Genomic DNA, 15075 nt, shown 5'->3' on the forward strand with positions numbered 1-15075 from the left:
AAAGCCGCCGAGAGAACTAGTGCAACGATGCACAACCTCGAAAGGTCGAGAGCCACGGAATGACGCGGAAAGCCGATCCTGCAGGCTGCGACGTTCGGGGTCGCGTCAGCGGTGCAGGTCACCCAAGGCGAAGTCCCGGCGCGGCCAGGAACGCCTCGCCGTATCCCGTCACGGTGAGCCGGCCCTCGTCCGGCGTGACGAAGATCGCGCTCCCGGGCCGCAAGGTCACAGTGCCGTTCGTCATCCCGCCGAGGATGGAGAGCGTCCCCGTCGTCGCGAGCGCGATCGTGGCGCTGTCCACGACGATCTCCACTCCCTGCCCAGCCGTGACGCTTACCCGGTCGAGCGCAAGGTCCGCCACCGGCACGTGGTAGCGCTCCACGCCGGGGGCGACCGCGCGGGGACGGACGACATTCGGGCGGCCGGGCCGCGCGTCGACGACCGCGAGCAGCTCGTCGACGTCGATGTGCTTGGACGTAAGCCCGCCCCGCAGGACGTTGTCGCTCGCGGCCATCAGCTCCACGCCGAGTCCGCTGAGGTACGCGTGCAGGACTCCGGCCGGGACGAACAGTCCTTCACCGCGCCGGAGGGTCACGAGATTCATGAGCAGCGCGACGACGATGCCGGGGTCGCCGGGGAACTGCCCGTTCATCGACCGCACGAGGTCGAGCTCGGCCGAGAAGTTCGGCAGCGTCGCACCGGCGGCGGCGTCGATGACCGCCCGCACCTCTGCTGCTGCCGCTTCGGACAGGACCCAATCGAGCACCGCCGCGAGCGAGGCGTCGGCGTACTCGAGACGCGCGGCGAGGGGGCGCGCGCCGTCGCCGAGCTCGGTGACCAGGCGGCGGGTGGCTGCGAGGTCGCGTAGGCCGACGACGGCCCGGAACTCGTCGCTGACTGCGACGATGAGCTCGGGCTTGTGGTTGGAGTCGCGATACGTGCGACGCGGGGCGTTGCGCGCTATGCCTGCGGCTTCCTCGCGCGCGAAGCCCGCCTCGGCCTGCGCGATGGACGGATGGGCTTGGATGGAGAGCGGCGATTCCGCAGCGAGCAGTTTCAGCAGATACGGCAGATGCGAGGGAGCGCCGCTTCTCACGCCGTGCTCGGACAGCCAGACGTCCAGCGTCCGCCCGTCCGGCGTCTGCGCCGGGTCGGCGGGGTGGTCGCCGAACCAGACCTCTGCCTCGGGTGTTCCGGACGGCGCGCGCCCCTCGAGGTCGGCGATAAGCGAGGGCGACCCCCAGGCGTACTTGTGGGGGGGGGGGGGGGGGGGCGTCAGCGGAAGGAGCACGGTCAGGAAGACCGCACGGGGGAGAGTACTCCGGCGGCTCGAGCTGCACCGACAAGCGGGGCGGCATCGGGCCTTTGCGACTTCTCCACTCGCAAGCGTGCGAGTGTCGGGACGGCCTCGATGAGGCCCCGTCGGAACGGAGGATAAACGACGTCCCAGGAACGTGAAATCGACCCGCCGATCACCAGGACCTCGGTTTCGAACGCGGCGACGGCGGAGGCGATGCACGCGCCGAGCGCACTGAACGCGGTCTCGAACACCTCGGTGGCGTCTTGATCCCCGTGTCGTGCAAGCGCCGCAATCTCGCGGACGTCGAGGTCGCGTCCTGTTCGTGCGTGGAATGTGTCGATCAAGGCGCGCCGTGACACTGTCGCTTCGATACCGCGTCCATTCCACTGAAGGAGGTGGACCCACCCGTAGGGCGGGAGCCCCGGAAGATCGGTCACGGGGACCCCCTCGTGAAGGAAGCTGGAACCTATTCCTGTGCCGAGGGTGAGGAAGACGGCGCGCCGCGATTCGTCCCGGCGACCCGCCCATTCACCCATCGCGAACGCATCGGCGTCATTGACGAAGACGAACTCGTCAGCGATCCCGTCCAGCCTCGATGCTAGGGCGCGGCCGAGGTCCACCCCGCAGAGGGCGCCGAATTTCGCGACCCCCTCGAACTGGCCGATTCCATGTTGGTAGTCGAACGGGCCGGGAATGGCGACCCCCCAGCGCCTCGTCCCGCCCGGTGGTAGTTGCGTGGCGGCCTCCGCGAAACGCGCAACGAGCGCGTCCGCCGTGCCGGCCGAGTCGATGCCCAATCGCACCTCTCGCTGTACGAACCAGTGACCGGTGCTCACCGTTGCGGCTGTCACATGGGTTCCACCGATCTCCAGTACCCGCTGGGAACCGTTGGAATTCATCGGGCAACCTCCTCGGCGCCGAGCTGGACGAGCTCACCCATCGCCTCAGCCCGCTCGATACGTTCGTGCAACGTCCAGTCGGGTTGCGGCCGTTGTGTTCCTCGCACGTACGCTTTGACCGTCGCGAGGCGCTGCCCCGCTCCTCGACCGAACGGTCGGATAGTGTACGCACCGACGGCGGCGGGGATGATGAACGTCTCCGCAAAGTGGACGATGAATGACTCGAACGCTCCGGTGGGGGATTCCACGATTGCTTCCGCGCCCTCGACGAGGTTGAGCACGTTCACCGTCCCGCGGGTGTCGTGCGGCACGGGAGAGCTGAACCAGTGGCGACGGACTTCGATGAACTCCAACTCGTGGAGACCGGTGCGTTCCTCGATCCATCCATCACCTTCCGCAACGGGCTCGGTCTGGTCAAGCAGGTTCGCGATCGCCCATTCAGTGTCTCGGTCCCATTGGATGTTTGCCACAGCATGATCGAGGTGGATCGGGCGGGGCACCCCGTCGAGACCTAGGCGATCCCAGTCCCACATCTTGAACGTGAAGATGTATGGGGTTGCGGAGATCTCCAGCACCATGGAGTTGGCGCCCGAGCAGTGGACTGTCCCGGCGGGAATCGAGAAGTGGTCATGCTTCCTTGCGGGGAAGGAATTGATGTACTCGTCCACGGGGAAGGACTGTGCCCCCGACGCCGCGAGCTCCAAGTCAGCCTTTAGCTGCTCCCTGTCGACTCCCGTCTTGAGACCCAGATAGACAACGGCATCGCTTCCGGCGTCGAGCAAGTAGTAACTCTCGTCCTGGGTGTACGACATTCCGAACTTGTCGCGGATGTAGTCGGTGAGCGGATGAACCTGCAGCGACAGGTTTCCACCGTCCATCGTGTCGAGGAAGTCGAATCGAATGGGGAACTCGGCGCCGAACCGCGCGAAGGTGCGCTCGCCCAGCAGCTCGCGCGGATGAGCAAACACCACGTCGATGGACGGGATCTCGAAGATCATCAGACCGTCGGTAAGGAGGATGCTGTTCTCCTCAGGAACCCCATCGAACGCCCAGGCGTAGTTGGGTGCGTCGGCGGTGAGCCCGCAGACTTCTTTCATCCACTGCCCCCCCCACACCCCTGGATCGAAGTAGGGGACCACTCGAAACGGACGCTGAGCCGTACTGAGCAGTGACTCGCGGAAGGCCTGACCGGTGATCAGCTTGGGCTCGGCTGGCCGATTGAGATCCAGCACGAAGTCCGCCGACTCGAACAGTGCCCGCTTATGGCGGTCGGCTACACGCCACTCGACGAAATATCCACGCTTGACCTTCCGCAATGTGTCCTCGGCGGAGTTGTCGGCGTGCCAGTTCGGCATTCCTGCTCGATAGCGGAGTTGGATCTCCCAACGAGCCAATTCGCCCAGGATGATGATGTCGGCGTCGGGGGCGACGAAAGCAGCGCCCCAACCAACGAGCACCACTCCCCGCGTCCTCTCTGCCAGATGTCCTCGAAGCGCCTCGACGCGGCCTTCGTCGTAGAAGGCGCCGATCGTCGCGTGGGACATCACTCCGAACACCCGATCGTTCGTGAGGTTGTCTGTCAGCCATGCGGTGATGTCCCCTCCGTCTACCGCCGCATCTTCGCCATTGAGGATGTCGAAGTCGGGGAATCCGCTCCGCAACTGCGCGATGAGGACGTCGAGATCGGTCCCCGGGTAGGCGTCGATCACGATCAGGGGACTGGGGAGATCGCGTGTGAGATCGCAGATCGCAGACCACGCCACGGGTCCGGTGAGAATCCGCTCGCCCGCCGGGAGATCGATGGTTGGGGTCGGGTCGTACGACTGCATCGGTGGCGCGCTCCGGGTTCGGCATTGACGTTGCAGGCGGCCCCCAGGGGCTGCCCGTATGCTCCTCAGCATGAGGGTGCTGGTAACGATACCACTCGGAGCGGCGCGTTGCTATTGGCACTTCGTGGCTAAAACCATCCGCCATGCCGGCGCCGAGGAGGACGATAACTGGCTCGACGGCGACCATCATCTAGGCCACCGGAGCTACGTCCAGCCAGGCGCGCGGGTTCGTCGATCCTCGGTTCCGTGTGGGGAAGCTTCTCGCCGCCCCATCGCCGGCGCGGTCGGTCGCGCGACATTTCATGTACGCATCGCGATCCTCCCCGACGAGTGGAGCTTGCTGTGCGATGCAGGTGCGCGCGTCGCTAGTGTTTTGCCTTCACCACGTTCCGTGGTGTGATCGCGGGTCTAGACGGCTACGGTGCGGAGGTGCCGTAGATCCTCGAATGACAAGCCGGGGTTCCGGTTCTGTCACGATCAGGTTCTCCACAGTGCCAGTGTCGAGCTGTCGGAGGAGGAGTGACATCCCCTGCGCTCCGAGCTCCTCAAGCGGCGTGGCTACGACCGTGAGCGGGGGATTGAGCTGGTCGGCGTAAGGGAGATCATTGAACCCGATGACGGAGAGTTCTTCGGGCACCCGCACGCCGGCTTCGCGTGCCGCCGCGAGGACTCCTGTCGCAGCCATGGAGTTGCCCACCACGACGCCGCTGGGCAACTCGTCCAGTTGGAACATGCGCTGCGCAGCGGCCTTTCCGGTCGCGGCAATAGTGCCTCCGGACAGCATCCACTCGTCACGAACCGGGATGTTCGCAGCGGTGAGTGCCCTCCGGAAGCCGTCTTCACGGTCCTGGGCGCGAACATTCCGCTCACCGATCCCGAACATCCCGATTCTGGTGTGTCCCAGGTCTATGAGGTGCCGCGTGGCGATGCCTGCGGCGATGGCGTTGTCCAGCGAGACGCTGCTGTGCGCCCCGCCGGCGTCGTTGACGATGACGAGTGGGATGCTCTTGGAGACCGAGTCCGCGAGGCGCGTGTCTGCTTCGGTACCCGCAGGAACGATCAGAATCCCGTCGATCAGCCCGCTTCGAACTATTCGGTCGAAGGAGCCGGAATCGTTCGCCAGCTCGGGGATGTTGTCCGCCAGGATGAGGACCATGTGCCTCTCGGAGGCGATCCGTTGCGCCCCTGAGATGATTTCACTGTAGAGGGGGTGGGTGACTCCGTGGACGGCGAGGCCGATGGCCCCCACCCGAGAACGCTTTAGTGCGCGGGCCGCGTAGTTCGGCGTGTACGCGAGCTCCTTCGCAACCCGGATGATTCGCTCACGCGTCTCGGCCCGGACGACCACTGTGGGGTCGCCGTTCAGCACTCGCGAGACCACGGACTTTGTCACCTCCGCTCTTGCGGCGACTTCGGCAATGCCGACCATGGTCAAACTCTTTCGTCCGGGATCGCCCAGCGCTCGGCGCCGGGCTCTCTTCTTCATTGGGGTGGGATGCCGACTGGAGTTGACACCTCATCCCGATGTATCGTATAACATCATGAAACCGGTTTAATGGCGACTCAGGAGTTCCAGTCTCGCAGACTGAGGACCCAGGTCTCGCAGGAGGACCGCTCTTGCCGGAGTGACTCGAAACATGGATGTTTCACGGGGGTTTCCCCACACCTTGGTCCAATGAGGGACCTAAACGAAGGAGTGCACAGCATGAAGTTCTCATCGACGTCGACAGCACGGCGACGTACCGTCACGATCGCCACAGCAGCGACCCTCGCCGTGGGCCTGCTTGCTGGATGCAGCAGCGGCAGCGGCGACGCGGATCCCGAATCCGATACCGTCCAGTGGCTCACCGACGCACAAGACTGGACCGCCAAGATCGAAGCCGTCAGTCCGGAGATCAAGGATCAGACGGGCGTGACGGTCGAACCCCTCACCCTGCCCACCACGTCGAACTTCATTCAGACATTCCTGGCGTCCTTGCCGACGGACAAGGTGAGTGATGTGGCGAAGTGGACGAGCGGAAAGTACATGCAAGCCGCTGCAGCCACAGGTGACCTGGAAGACCTGACTCCGATCTGGGATGCCGCGGTGGCGAACGGCGATCTCGACGATGGTCTGCGCCCCTTCTTCTCGCACGAGGGGAAGGTGTATGGAGTGCCGTTCACGATGTCGTACTGGGTGATGTATTACAGCAAGACGTTGTTCGAAGAGGCCGGGATCTCGGGCCCGCCGACCACGTGGGCCGAGCTTGAAGATGCAGCGGCCAAGCTGAAGGCGATTGGCGCCAAGACCTGCACCGGGCAAGCGGATGGCTGGACGCCATTCATCCCCTTCGAGATGTTCGTCGGCGCGAAGTCGCCCGAGGTCTACAACGAGCTGATCGAGAACGAGGTGTCGTTCGACGATCCGCAGATCGAGGATGCGATGTCGGTCTGGAAGGAATGGATCGACAATGGCTGGATGACAGCGCCGGATCAGAAATTCTCGGACTGCCCGGCCGGAATGAAGGCCGGCAACGTAGGAATGTTCCCGATCGGGACGTGGTACAACTCGTCCTTCGAGGCCGCCGGACTCGCCGAAGGCGACGTAGGCGCATTTGTGGTCCCGTCGATGGAGGAGGGCGGTTCTCCCGCCGTGTTCAGCGAGGCATCGGCATGGGTCGTCCCGAAGAACGCACCCAATAAGGAAGCCGCCCTCAAGGCTGTCGCCGCCTGGCTCACGGAACCCGTTCAGAGGATCTGGTCCGAGAACAACCCCGATACGTCGATCAACCCCAAGATCAAGTCGACGGATCCGATCATCATGAGCATCGTCGAACAGGTCGAGGAGCAGCAGGCGACCAAGCTCATTCGCTACTACGAGGCATTGCCCCCCAAGCTGGTCACCTCCACGGTGAACTCCCTCGGTGGCTTCATGGTCGACCCCGGCTCGCTCGAGAAGACACTCTCAGACATGTCAACCCAGGCCCCCCCGGCATGGGAGCAGTGGGAGAAGAGCCCGAGCGTCGGCTGATATGGCCATCGCTGCTGTGTGCGCCCAATCCGGGCGCACACAGCAGCACGGTCAACGTCGCGCACGTCTGGGCCAAGCATTCGACAGAAAGTTGTGACAACCGTGGTCACGTCAGTCCAGGAAGACAGCAAGGCAGTCGCGTCCGGGCCTAACCCGGCACATCGTGGGGGACGACACAGAGCTCGGCGCGCATCCCGCGCGGGCTTCGAGGAGCGAGACCGCCGCCGGTCCCTGCCATTCCTCACTCCCGCGCTCGCGCTCGTGGGGGCGATCCTGCTCATACCGTTCGCCTACACCGTCATACGCTCATTCTTCGGCGCCGGAGAAACGGGTTTCGTCGGCTTCGGCAACTACGTCAGCGTTTTCCAAGACCCCAGCCTGCAGCTCTCCATGCTCAACACCCTCCTCTGGGCCTTGGGTGCGCTCATCATCCCCGTTGGTGTGGCATTGCTCATCGCAGTCATGACGCAGCGCATGAGGTTCGGCGAGACTGCGCGGGCGTTGATGATTCTGCCTTACGCGCTGGCGGGAGCCGTTGTCGGTGTGTTCGGGCACATGCTCTTCGCCACGAACGGATCTTTGAATCAGGCTCTGCAGTTCTTCGGGATGCAATCGGCGGAGCAGCCCATCGGATGGCTCTTGCACTGGCCTCTCAACGTCATCTCCACGATCCTGATTGCGTCCTGGCAGGCGACCGGAGTGAATCTGATGCTCTTCACTGTCGGCCTTCAGACAATTCCGCGGGAGACCCTCGAGGCGGGAGCGATCGATGGTGCCGAAGGGTGGACGCGCTTCCGGCACATCGTGTTCCCGCAATTGCGGGCCACAACAGCCATCGTCGTCGGAATAACCATCGCAAATGCGCTGCGCGCGTTCGATGTCATCTTCGTGCTGACTCACGGGGGGCCCAATCGCACCTCCGAAAACCTCGCCCTGTCGATGTATCAACAGACTTTCACCTCGCTCGATCCTGCCGTGGGCTCGGCCATCGCAATCGTCCTGACCGTGATCGTTGTCGGGTGCTCATGGTCGTATCTGCGAACGCAGCTCGGAAAGGAGAACTACTGATGTCCGGCTCGCTTGTGAGAGGGATCGTTCGCTACGCCATCGTCGGCCTGTTCGTCCTGATCTGGACGATTCCGATCTACTTGATCGTCGTCAACGCAATCACCCCGATGACTTCTTACACCGGCGCGCCGGTGTGGTGGCCAGATGGTTTCGGCCTCTTCGACAACCTCGCCAGCGCATTGAGCCATGAAGGATTGCTCGAGGGCGCAGTGAACAGCGCGCTGTACTCGGTCGTAGCATCCTTGGCCGCAGTGCTCGTCGCGGCCTGTGCGGCGTTCGCGCAAGTCATGATGCCGCTGCGACGCCCGAAAATGCTCTTCTGGATCATCTACGGAGGAGCGCTGTTGCCTCTGCAGGTGTTCGCTTTCCCCCTGTACATCGGTTCTGTGGCCGTCAACTTGTACGACACAAAGACCGTGCTGTTCATCGTCTACACGGCACTGTGTATCCCATTCTCGTTCTTCCTGTTGAGAAACTTTCTGATCACCTTTACCTCGGATATCGCGCAGGCCGCGAAGCTCGACGGAGCCGGCTGGTGGCGCATCTTGTTCAGCGTGTATCTCCCATTGATGAGACCCGCCCTCTTCGCCGCGTTCGTTCTCGCGTCCATCGCCGTTTGGAACGAGCTGTTCTTCGGCATTTCCCTCACGATCAGTCCCGAGAACATGCCCGTGATGGCGAGCCTGGCAGGGATGCAAAGCAGGACAGCGGCTATGGGGCAGCCGGGGTTGCTGGCGGCGGCGCTGCTCGTCTCCATTCCGACTATCGCTATCTTCCTGGCGTTCAAGCGCTACTTCATCACCGGAATCAGCGCAAACGTCTGATGTTGAAGATCACGACTCCTGGCCGCGCCGGCTGGACTCACGCTGTCACGCGCTAGCTTCGACGATTTCCCCTTCAAAAAGCCATGAAATGAGACTCATGCTCGACCTCGACATCAAGCTCAATCCACGCTCGTCTGCCGCCGGCGATCCGGTACGTGTCGAGCCGGTCACATCGGACGATTTTGCGATGGAGCGGCAGACCATCAACTACTCCGATGAGCGGAAGTGGCTGTTCAATGGCTGGCAGCGACTGTACCCCGCGCAGTGGTCGACGACGCGGTTCACGATGCCGGGATATGCGTTTCACTTCGACTTTCTCGACCGCGCCAGCGGCACTCGTATCCGAGACGATTTCACCGAGCAGACCCCGAATGTCCTCGGGCTCAACTTCCGACCGAATGAGCCCTTCTGTATCGCGCCGCAGGACGATCTGTGGTACCTCCACAAGGAGTTGCGTTCGGGGACCTTTCATTCCAAGCTCGCGGGTGGACTGACGTCGTTCTCGATAAGAACGGCAACGTTTGTGGCCAAGCCATCGTTGCGGGCATGCGTCTCCGTTACGCTCAGCAACCGCTCGGACGAGCCGCTCGCATTGACGTTGCTCCCTGTTCAGAATGGCGAGAACGTCATTGAGCTGCCGACGGCTGACGGGTTTGTGTGCATCAGTTCCGATCTGGACGAGATCGACGAGCAGGGCTTTGTCTGGACACTTGCGCCACGGACGACCGAGACTCATCACTTCGTTATCGGAGACTACGCTGCCGACGATCGGCCCCCGGCTGTCGGTGTCGCAGCGACCGCGGACGCGGTTGCCCAGTGCGAGAGGGACGGCCGGGAGCAGATCGCTCGGGTCGCGTCGCGCCTACCCGCCATTCGGACCGCATCGGCGAACCTGGACGACCTCTACAAGCGATGCCTCGGCAGTCTGGCTGCGCTGCGGTGGGAAGGGCCCGAGTTCCGCCGTCAGCCGACGTGGATCGTTGGTGGCGTGTTCATCTGCCAGACGGCTTGGGACTTTTCTTTTGCGGCGGATGCAATGTCGCTCGTTGACCCGCAGTCGCTTCGCAACGTGATATTGGATGTGCTTGACATCGGCAAGATGGAAACTTCGTACATCGATGTCCATGCAGTGCGGCCACTTGACGATCCGCACGCCGACATCACCGGCGACTACTCGCACCTCCTCTATCTCCAAGATCCGTTCGCGTTGCAGACGATCATCAGTCGCTACCGCATCATGACCGGTGACCATGCGATCCTCGACGTCCAGGCCGGACCGCACACCGTCTACGAGTGGCTCAAGCTGTGGGGAGACAAGCTGACAGCGGATTTCGGCCAGGGGCGCCACGGCCTGCTGGACATCGGCGACGAGCAGAACCTGTACATCGAGTTGCGAACGGCCGGCTATGACCACGCCATCCCCACGCTGAACGGGCTAGCCATCGACTACTTTCGATGGCTGGCGGAACTGGCGGCGGAACGGAATGATCCGGATGCCGGGACGTTCGACGCGAGCAGCACGACGCTGCGTTCGATCATGCAGGAGCGGCTGTGGAACGAGGAAAACGGCTGGTTCGACTGCATGGACGAGGACGGTACCCGCTGGCCGGTCTACTCCGTTCACCTCTACGACATGCTCAACACGTCCGCCCTCACCGAGCATCAGCAGGAGGCCATGATCGCTCACCTTCGCGAAGGTGAGTTCCTTGCGCCGTACGGCATGTACTCCATCTCCCGGAAGGATGAGGTCCACTGGGACCGCATGGACGCCGACTTCGGAGGCGGGGGCTACTACATGGGCACACCGGGCCGCATCGCCAGCCAGTTGTATGTCGACGGCAAACCAGCACTCGCTTGGGACATCCTCAAGCGTGTCGCGCGCATGGCGGACCATTTTTGCTTCATGCTGCATTCCGCGATGGGCGAGGTCGCGGCCGAGATCCCGCCGGGTGGCAATGTGGCCCTCTCCTGCGCGTCAGCGATGGAAGCGGTGTGGACCGGCATCTTCGGGCTGCGGCCGCAGATGACCGGTGATCTGGTCGTCGACCCCGCACCGTTCAACGAGGAGGTCGGGGAGGCGGAGCTGTCCGGCTACCAGTTCCGTGACCATCGGTACGACGTTCGACTCGGACGCACCAGCTACGAGGTCTTCGTGGATGACCGGCTGCACAGCACGCACGCATACGGCAGGCCTGTGACCATCCCGGCATAAGAAGCGATGGCCCCGCGCCGCGTTCACAGCCCCAATTCCGGATGATCCCGAGTGGCATTCGACACGTGATCTCGCTGTACCGTATAGCACCAGAAAACCGATTTAACGAACGGAACTCCCTCCCATGCCCGGACCGCTAAACGGCCTCGTCGTCGCCGACTTCAGCCAGCTCGCACAAGGCCCGTACGCCACGCAGATGTTCGGCGACCTTGGCGCAGAGATAATCAAGATCGAGCCGCCTCAGGGCGATTGGATGCGCAGCTTCGCGCTCCAGGACTGCGAACCCGGCGGAGAGAGCATCAGCTATCTGTCCTTCAACCGCAACAAGCGCAGCATCTCGCTCAACCTCCGCGACCAGCGAGGGCTGGCGATTGCGAAGGAGATCTGCGCGAAGGCGGACATCCTCGTCGAGAACTTCCGTCCCGGGGTCATGGATCGGCTCGGCCTGGGGTACGCGGAGCTGGCTCAGACCAACCCGGGCCTCGTGTACACCTCGAGCTCCGGATACGGCTCGAGCGGACCGTACGTCACGCGGCCCGGCCAGGATCTGTTGATCCAAGCGATCACGGGCCTGCCGACCGGCCTCGGCCGTGAGGGTGATCCGCCCGTGAACGTGGCCCTCGGCATCGCGGACCTCACAGCCGGACTTCACATCGCTTACTCCACCCTCGCCGCCATCATTCACCGCAACGCGACCGGTAAGGGCCAGCACGTCGAGGTCAACCTGCTGAACTCACTGCTGGCGATGCAGGCTCAAGAGTTGAACGCGTTCCTTCAGACCGGAGTGCAGCCGCCCCGCAGCGAGGCCGGAATCGGGTCGCCTTGGGCTGGAGCTCCATTCGGCCTCTATCAGACCGCTGACGGCTATATCGCGATCGCGATGACCCCCGTGAACCTCGTGGCCCGAATCGTCGGTGTGGACGGACTCGAGGGCGTCGACGGCAAGAGCGTCATTCCCGACCGAGACAACATCAAACGGCTGCTCGAAGAGGGCACCCGGCGGTGGAGGACCGATGAGCTGCTCGCGAGACTGCTCGCCGAAGATGTGTGGTGCGCGCCGCTGCAAGACTACGCGCAGGTCATCCAGGATCCTCAGGTGCTGCACAACCAAATGATCGCCGAGGTTCAGCACCCTACCGCCGGAAACCTCCGACTGATCGGCGTCCCGGTCGCTTACAGCGACACACGTGCCGAGATCACCAAGGCGCCGCCGCGACTGAGCGAACACGCCCGAGAGATCCTCGCAGAGTTCACCGACCTAGATCAGGAGGCGCTCGACGCTCTGTTCGCAGACAAGGTGGTGGGGGTGCCCGCATGACCGAGTTCGTCGATGTGGATGGGCTGGCTGCGCGTGTCAGGTCGAACACCGCGGTCGCGGTGGGTGGGGCGGCTTTCAGCCGGCTTCCACTTGCCCTCATCCACGCGGTGGTGAGGCGTCGACCAACGGGTCTCCACTACGTCGCGTGGGGCGGCGGCTTACCGCTGGAGATGTTCCTGGAGGCGCAGGCGGTCCGCAAACTCTCATTCTGCTTCTCCAGCCTCGACATCTTCGGACTCGCCCCTAGGTTCCGCGCGGCGCTCGAGTCGGGGGATGTCGAGGTGATCGAATGGACAGCGCTGGGGATGCTGCAGGCTTTTCGGGCCGCGGGCGAGAGGCTTCCGTCCGCGACGCTGCAGGTACCGTACGGCGCGACCGTCGGCCCTCAGCTCGTGATGCCGGACCTCCTCACGGGGGAGGAGATCGCGGTTGTCCCGCCCCTCCCGGTCGACACTCTTCTCTTGCACGCCACGCGAGCAGACTCTGACGGCAACATCGAGATCCAGGGAGCCCGCGGGCTCGACCTCGCGATGATCCCTGCTGCCCGTGACGTGCTCGTGACCGTAGAGAGAGTGGTGCCCCGCGGTCAGCTCGGTGCACCCGGCGCCGCGGTCATCAGCCGTCACCAGATCAGCGCGATCGCGGAGGTCCCCGGCGGGGCGTTCCCCACCTCATGCCTGCCTTACTACGCCGCGGACTACCGAACCATCGGCACGCTCGCCGAGGCGCCGCTGCGGGAGGCATTCGACCGGGACCGCTTTGCGCTGTTCGAGGCGGCCGCCCGGCTGACGATCGACGACGTCGAGGCAGCACTCCCCGCTTCCGCTGACGCTCCCATGGACGGCGCAACAGTCGCCGAAGTCATGATGTCGTGGCTCGCCGACGCGTACGAACCGGGTGCCGTGTGCTCGGCCGGAGCGGTCTCTCCGCTCGCCCTCGGGTCATACCTGCTCGCCCAGCGCACACATACTCCTCCGACGACGATCTTCACCACGGCGGGTGGATATGTCGACATCGCGCCTCGCCCGCTGCTGCTCGGCCTCGGTGAGGTGCTTGACTTCGCCAGCGCGCCCTTGCACTCAGGCGGTGATGACACGTACCACGTGATGTATCAGACCGGCCGCGTGGACTACGAGGTGGTGAACGTCGCACAGCTGGATGAAACTGCCGCCACGAACAACCTCTGGGTGACAAGTCCGTCGGGGCGCCGCATCCGACTTCCCGGACAGGGCGGAATGGCTGATGTCGCGGACATGCACGCAAATTTCGTGCTCTACCAGACGAGGCAGTCGCCGCTGTCGATGGTGGACACTGTCCCGCGGGCGAGCGCAGCTCGGAAGCGCCACGGCGCCGTGGAGCGGGTGGCCGCCGGCTACCGCCCTGGCCGCACGCTTGTGATCACGAACCTCGCCGTCTTCGACAGGGATGACGTGACCGGGAGGCTTCGCGCGGTGAGCCTGCATCCCGGCGTGACGGCAGCGGAACTGCAGGACGAGACCGGATTCCCTGTCCAGGCCGAGGGACTGCCCGAGACCGCGACCCCGGATGCCGCGACGTTGCGGATCCTCCGTGAGCAGGTCGACCCGCTCGGCGTCCGCGACCTGGAGTTCACGGCCGCGAAGGACCGTGCAGCAACCCTCGAACGGGTAGTCTCCGCCGAGGATCGCCTTATCGAGACCGCTATGCGGCTCGCCGCCGCACAGAGAATAGGACGACGTGATGAGTGAGTTCATGGGCAGAGGTGCTGTCGTTACGGGAGCAGGGTCCGGCATCGGGGCCGCCACGGCCGCAGACCTGGCCGAGCGCGGCGCGAAGGTGGCGCTGATCGACGTGGATCTGGATGCCGCACAGCGGCACGCCGCGGAGATCGGTCGTGGTGCGATCGCTTTGCAGGCCGACGTTCGCGACTCTTTCGCGATGAAGCAGGCTATCGACGCCGCAGCCGCGAAGCTGGGTCGGCTTGATCATCTCGTGGGCAGTGCCGGCGTAGTTCGGTACGGGCAGGTGGTCGACCTCGACGAAGCGGACTGGGATCTGCAGATCGACGTCAACCTCAAAGGCGCATACCTGCTCGCCAAATACGGCATCCCGCACCTGCGCGCCAGCGGCGGAGGTTCGATTGCATTCGTGGCCTCCGTTCAGGCATTCGCATCGCAGCCTGCTGTCGCTGCCTACGCTGCCTCAAAGGGAGGGCTGGTGGCCCTCACCAAGGCGATCGCCCTCGACCACGCGGGCGAGGGCATCCGCTGCAACGCGGTGTGCCCCGGCAGTGTCGACACGTCGATGTTGCGCGACGCGGCCGAGCTATTCGGTGGCGACGGCGGAGGCGACGAGGTTGTGGCCGCGTGGGGCCGCGGTCACCCCCTCGGCTTCGTCGCGCAGGGAAGCGACGTCGCCGAGGCGATCGCTTTCCTGCTCGGCGACCACACCCGTTTCATCACTGGGGCGGCACTTCCGGTCGACGGCGGCTTGCTGACGAAGCTCGCCCTGTGAATCAACCCGATCTCGGCGGCCGTTTGGTTGCGGCGCACGTCGCAGGGTCGGCGCGATCGCAATTCCGCACTCACGGCCGCGCTTGACACTTCAGGTCGACCGCGCGCCAACACCCCACCCGA

At 64.2% G+C, this 15075-nt stretch carries 11 protein-coding genes; 7 read left to right on the plus strand and 4 right to left on the minus strand.

All coding sequences use genetic code 11. The annotated features are described in order from the left end of the window. Positions 1–118 precede the first annotated feature (118 nt). The 4 genes from manA to EER34_RS07790 form a co-directional block, all read right to left on the minus strand. Positions 119–1291 carry a mannose-6-phosphate isomerase, class I gene (gene manA / locus EER34_RS07775; RefSeq protein WP_420845968.1) on the minus strand — a complete coding sequence of 391 codons (1173 nt, stop codon included), beginning with the start codon at positions 1289–1291 and terminating at the stop codon, positions 119–121. A 2-nt stretch (positions 1292–1293) separates the two neighbouring features. Continuing rightward, positions 1294–2199, minus strand: coding sequence for an ROK family protein (locus EER34_RS07780; RefSeq protein ID WP_127473920.1), 906 nt, complete (start codon positions 2197–2199; stop codon positions 1294–1296). Next, positions 2196–4028: a class I mannose-6-phosphate isomerase gene (locus EER34_RS07785; protein WP_205791411.1), complete on the minus strand. Its 1833-nt coding sequence runs from the start codon at positions 4026–4028 to the stop codon at positions 2196–2198. Before EER34_RS07785 ends, EER34_RS07780 begins: the two co-directional genes overlap by 4 nt. Positions 4029–4407: 379 nt before the next feature. Beyond that, positions 4408–5457, minus strand: a complete 1050-nt coding sequence (locus tag EER34_RS07790) for a LacI family DNA-binding transcriptional regulator (protein WP_164743492.1) — start codon at positions 5455–5457, stop codon at positions 4408–4410. 276 nt (positions 5458–5733) lie between these two features. On the opposite strand from EER34_RS07790, the gene EER34_RS07795 reads away from it, so the two are divergent. From EER34_RS07795 to EER34_RS07825, 7 genes are all read left to right on the plus strand, one after another. After that, the gene (locus EER34_RS07795; RefSeq protein WP_164743493.1) at positions 5734–7038 is read left to right on the plus strand and encodes an ABC transporter substrate-binding protein; all 1305 of its coding nucleotides are present in this window, start codon (positions 5734–5736) and stop codon (positions 7036–7038) included. Between the two features lie 261 nt (positions 7039–7299). Further along, positions 7300–8106, plus strand: a complete 807-nt coding sequence (locus EER34_RS07800; RefSeq protein ID WP_205791413.1) for a carbohydrate ABC transporter permease — start codon at positions 7300–7302, stop codon at positions 8104–8106. Next, positions 8106–8930: a carbohydrate ABC transporter permease gene (locus EER34_RS07805; protein ID WP_164743494.1), complete on the plus strand. Its 825-nt coding sequence runs from the start codon at positions 8106–8108 to the stop codon at positions 8928–8930. The genes EER34_RS07800 and EER34_RS07805 overlap by 1 nt, the downstream gene beginning before the upstream one ends. A gap of 97 nt (positions 8931–9027) precedes the next feature. Beyond that, positions 9028–11142, plus strand: a complete 2115-nt coding sequence (locus EER34_RS07810) for an MGH1-like glycoside hydrolase domain-containing protein (RefSeq protein WP_127473924.1) — start codon at positions 9028–9030, stop codon at positions 11140–11142. Between the two features lie 124 nt (positions 11143–11266). Further along, the gene (locus tag EER34_RS07815) at positions 11267–12460 is read left to right on the plus strand and encodes a CaiB/BaiF CoA transferase family protein (RefSeq protein ID WP_127473925.1); all 1194 of its coding nucleotides are present in this window, start codon (positions 11267–11269) and stop codon (positions 12458–12460) included. Further along, entirely contained in the window at positions 12457–14187 is a 1731-nt protein-coding gene (locus EER34_RS07820) for a CoA-transferase (RefSeq protein ID WP_127473926.1), read from the plus strand. Before EER34_RS07815 ends, EER34_RS07820 begins: the two co-directional genes overlap by 4 nt. Beyond that, a complete protein-coding gene (locus EER34_RS07825; RefSeq protein WP_127473927.1) occupies positions 14180–14953 on the plus strand; it encodes an SDR family NAD(P)-dependent oxidoreductase in 774 nt (257 codons plus the stop codon). The genes EER34_RS07820 and EER34_RS07825 overlap by 8 nt, the downstream gene beginning before the upstream one ends. Positions 14954–15075: the final 122 nt, after the last annotated feature.

This window comes from Microbacterium sulfonylureivorans (assembly GCF_003999995.1).
Lineage (GTDB): Bacteria > Actinomycetota > Actinomycetes > Actinomycetales > Microbacteriaceae > Microbacterium > Microbacterium sulfonylureivorans.

Excerpts from the sequence above, each read along its gene's own strand:
- EER34_RS07780 (WP_127473920.1), bottom strand. The coding sequence starts at position 2,199 with ATGAATTCCAACGGTTCCCAGCGGGTACTGGAGATCGGTGGAACCCAT.
- EER34_RS07785 (WP_205791411.1), bottom strand. The coding sequence starts at position 4,028 with ATGCAGTCGTACGACCCGACCCCAACCATCGATCTCCCGGCGGGCGAG.
- EER34_RS07790 (WP_164743492.1), bottom strand. The coding sequence starts at position 5,457 with ATGGTCGGCATTGCCGAAGTCGCCGCAAGAGCGGAGGTGACAAAGTCC.
- EER34_RS07795 (WP_164743493.1), top strand. The coding sequence starts at position 5,734 with ATGAAGTTCTCATCGACGTCGACAGCACGGCGACGTACCGTCACGATC.
- EER34_RS07805 (WP_164743494.1), top strand. The coding sequence starts at position 8,106 with ATGTCCGGCTCGCTTGTGAGAGGGATCGTTCGCTACGCCATCGTCGGC.
- EER34_RS07810 (WP_127473924.1), top strand. The coding sequence starts at position 9,028 with ATGCTCGACCTCGACATCAAGCTCAATCCACGCTCGTCTGCCGCCGGC.
- EER34_RS07815 (WP_127473925.1), top strand. The coding sequence starts at position 11,267 with ATGCCCGGACCGCTAAACGGCCTCGTCGTCGCCGACTTCAGCCAGCTC.
- EER34_RS07820 (WP_127473926.1), top strand. The coding sequence starts at position 12,457 with ATGACCGAGTTCGTCGATGTGGATGGGCTGGCTGCGCGTGTCAGGTCG.
- EER34_RS07825 (WP_127473927.1), top strand. The coding sequence starts at position 14,180 with ATGAGTGAGTTCATGGGCAGAGGTGCTGTCGTTACGGGAGCAGGGTCC.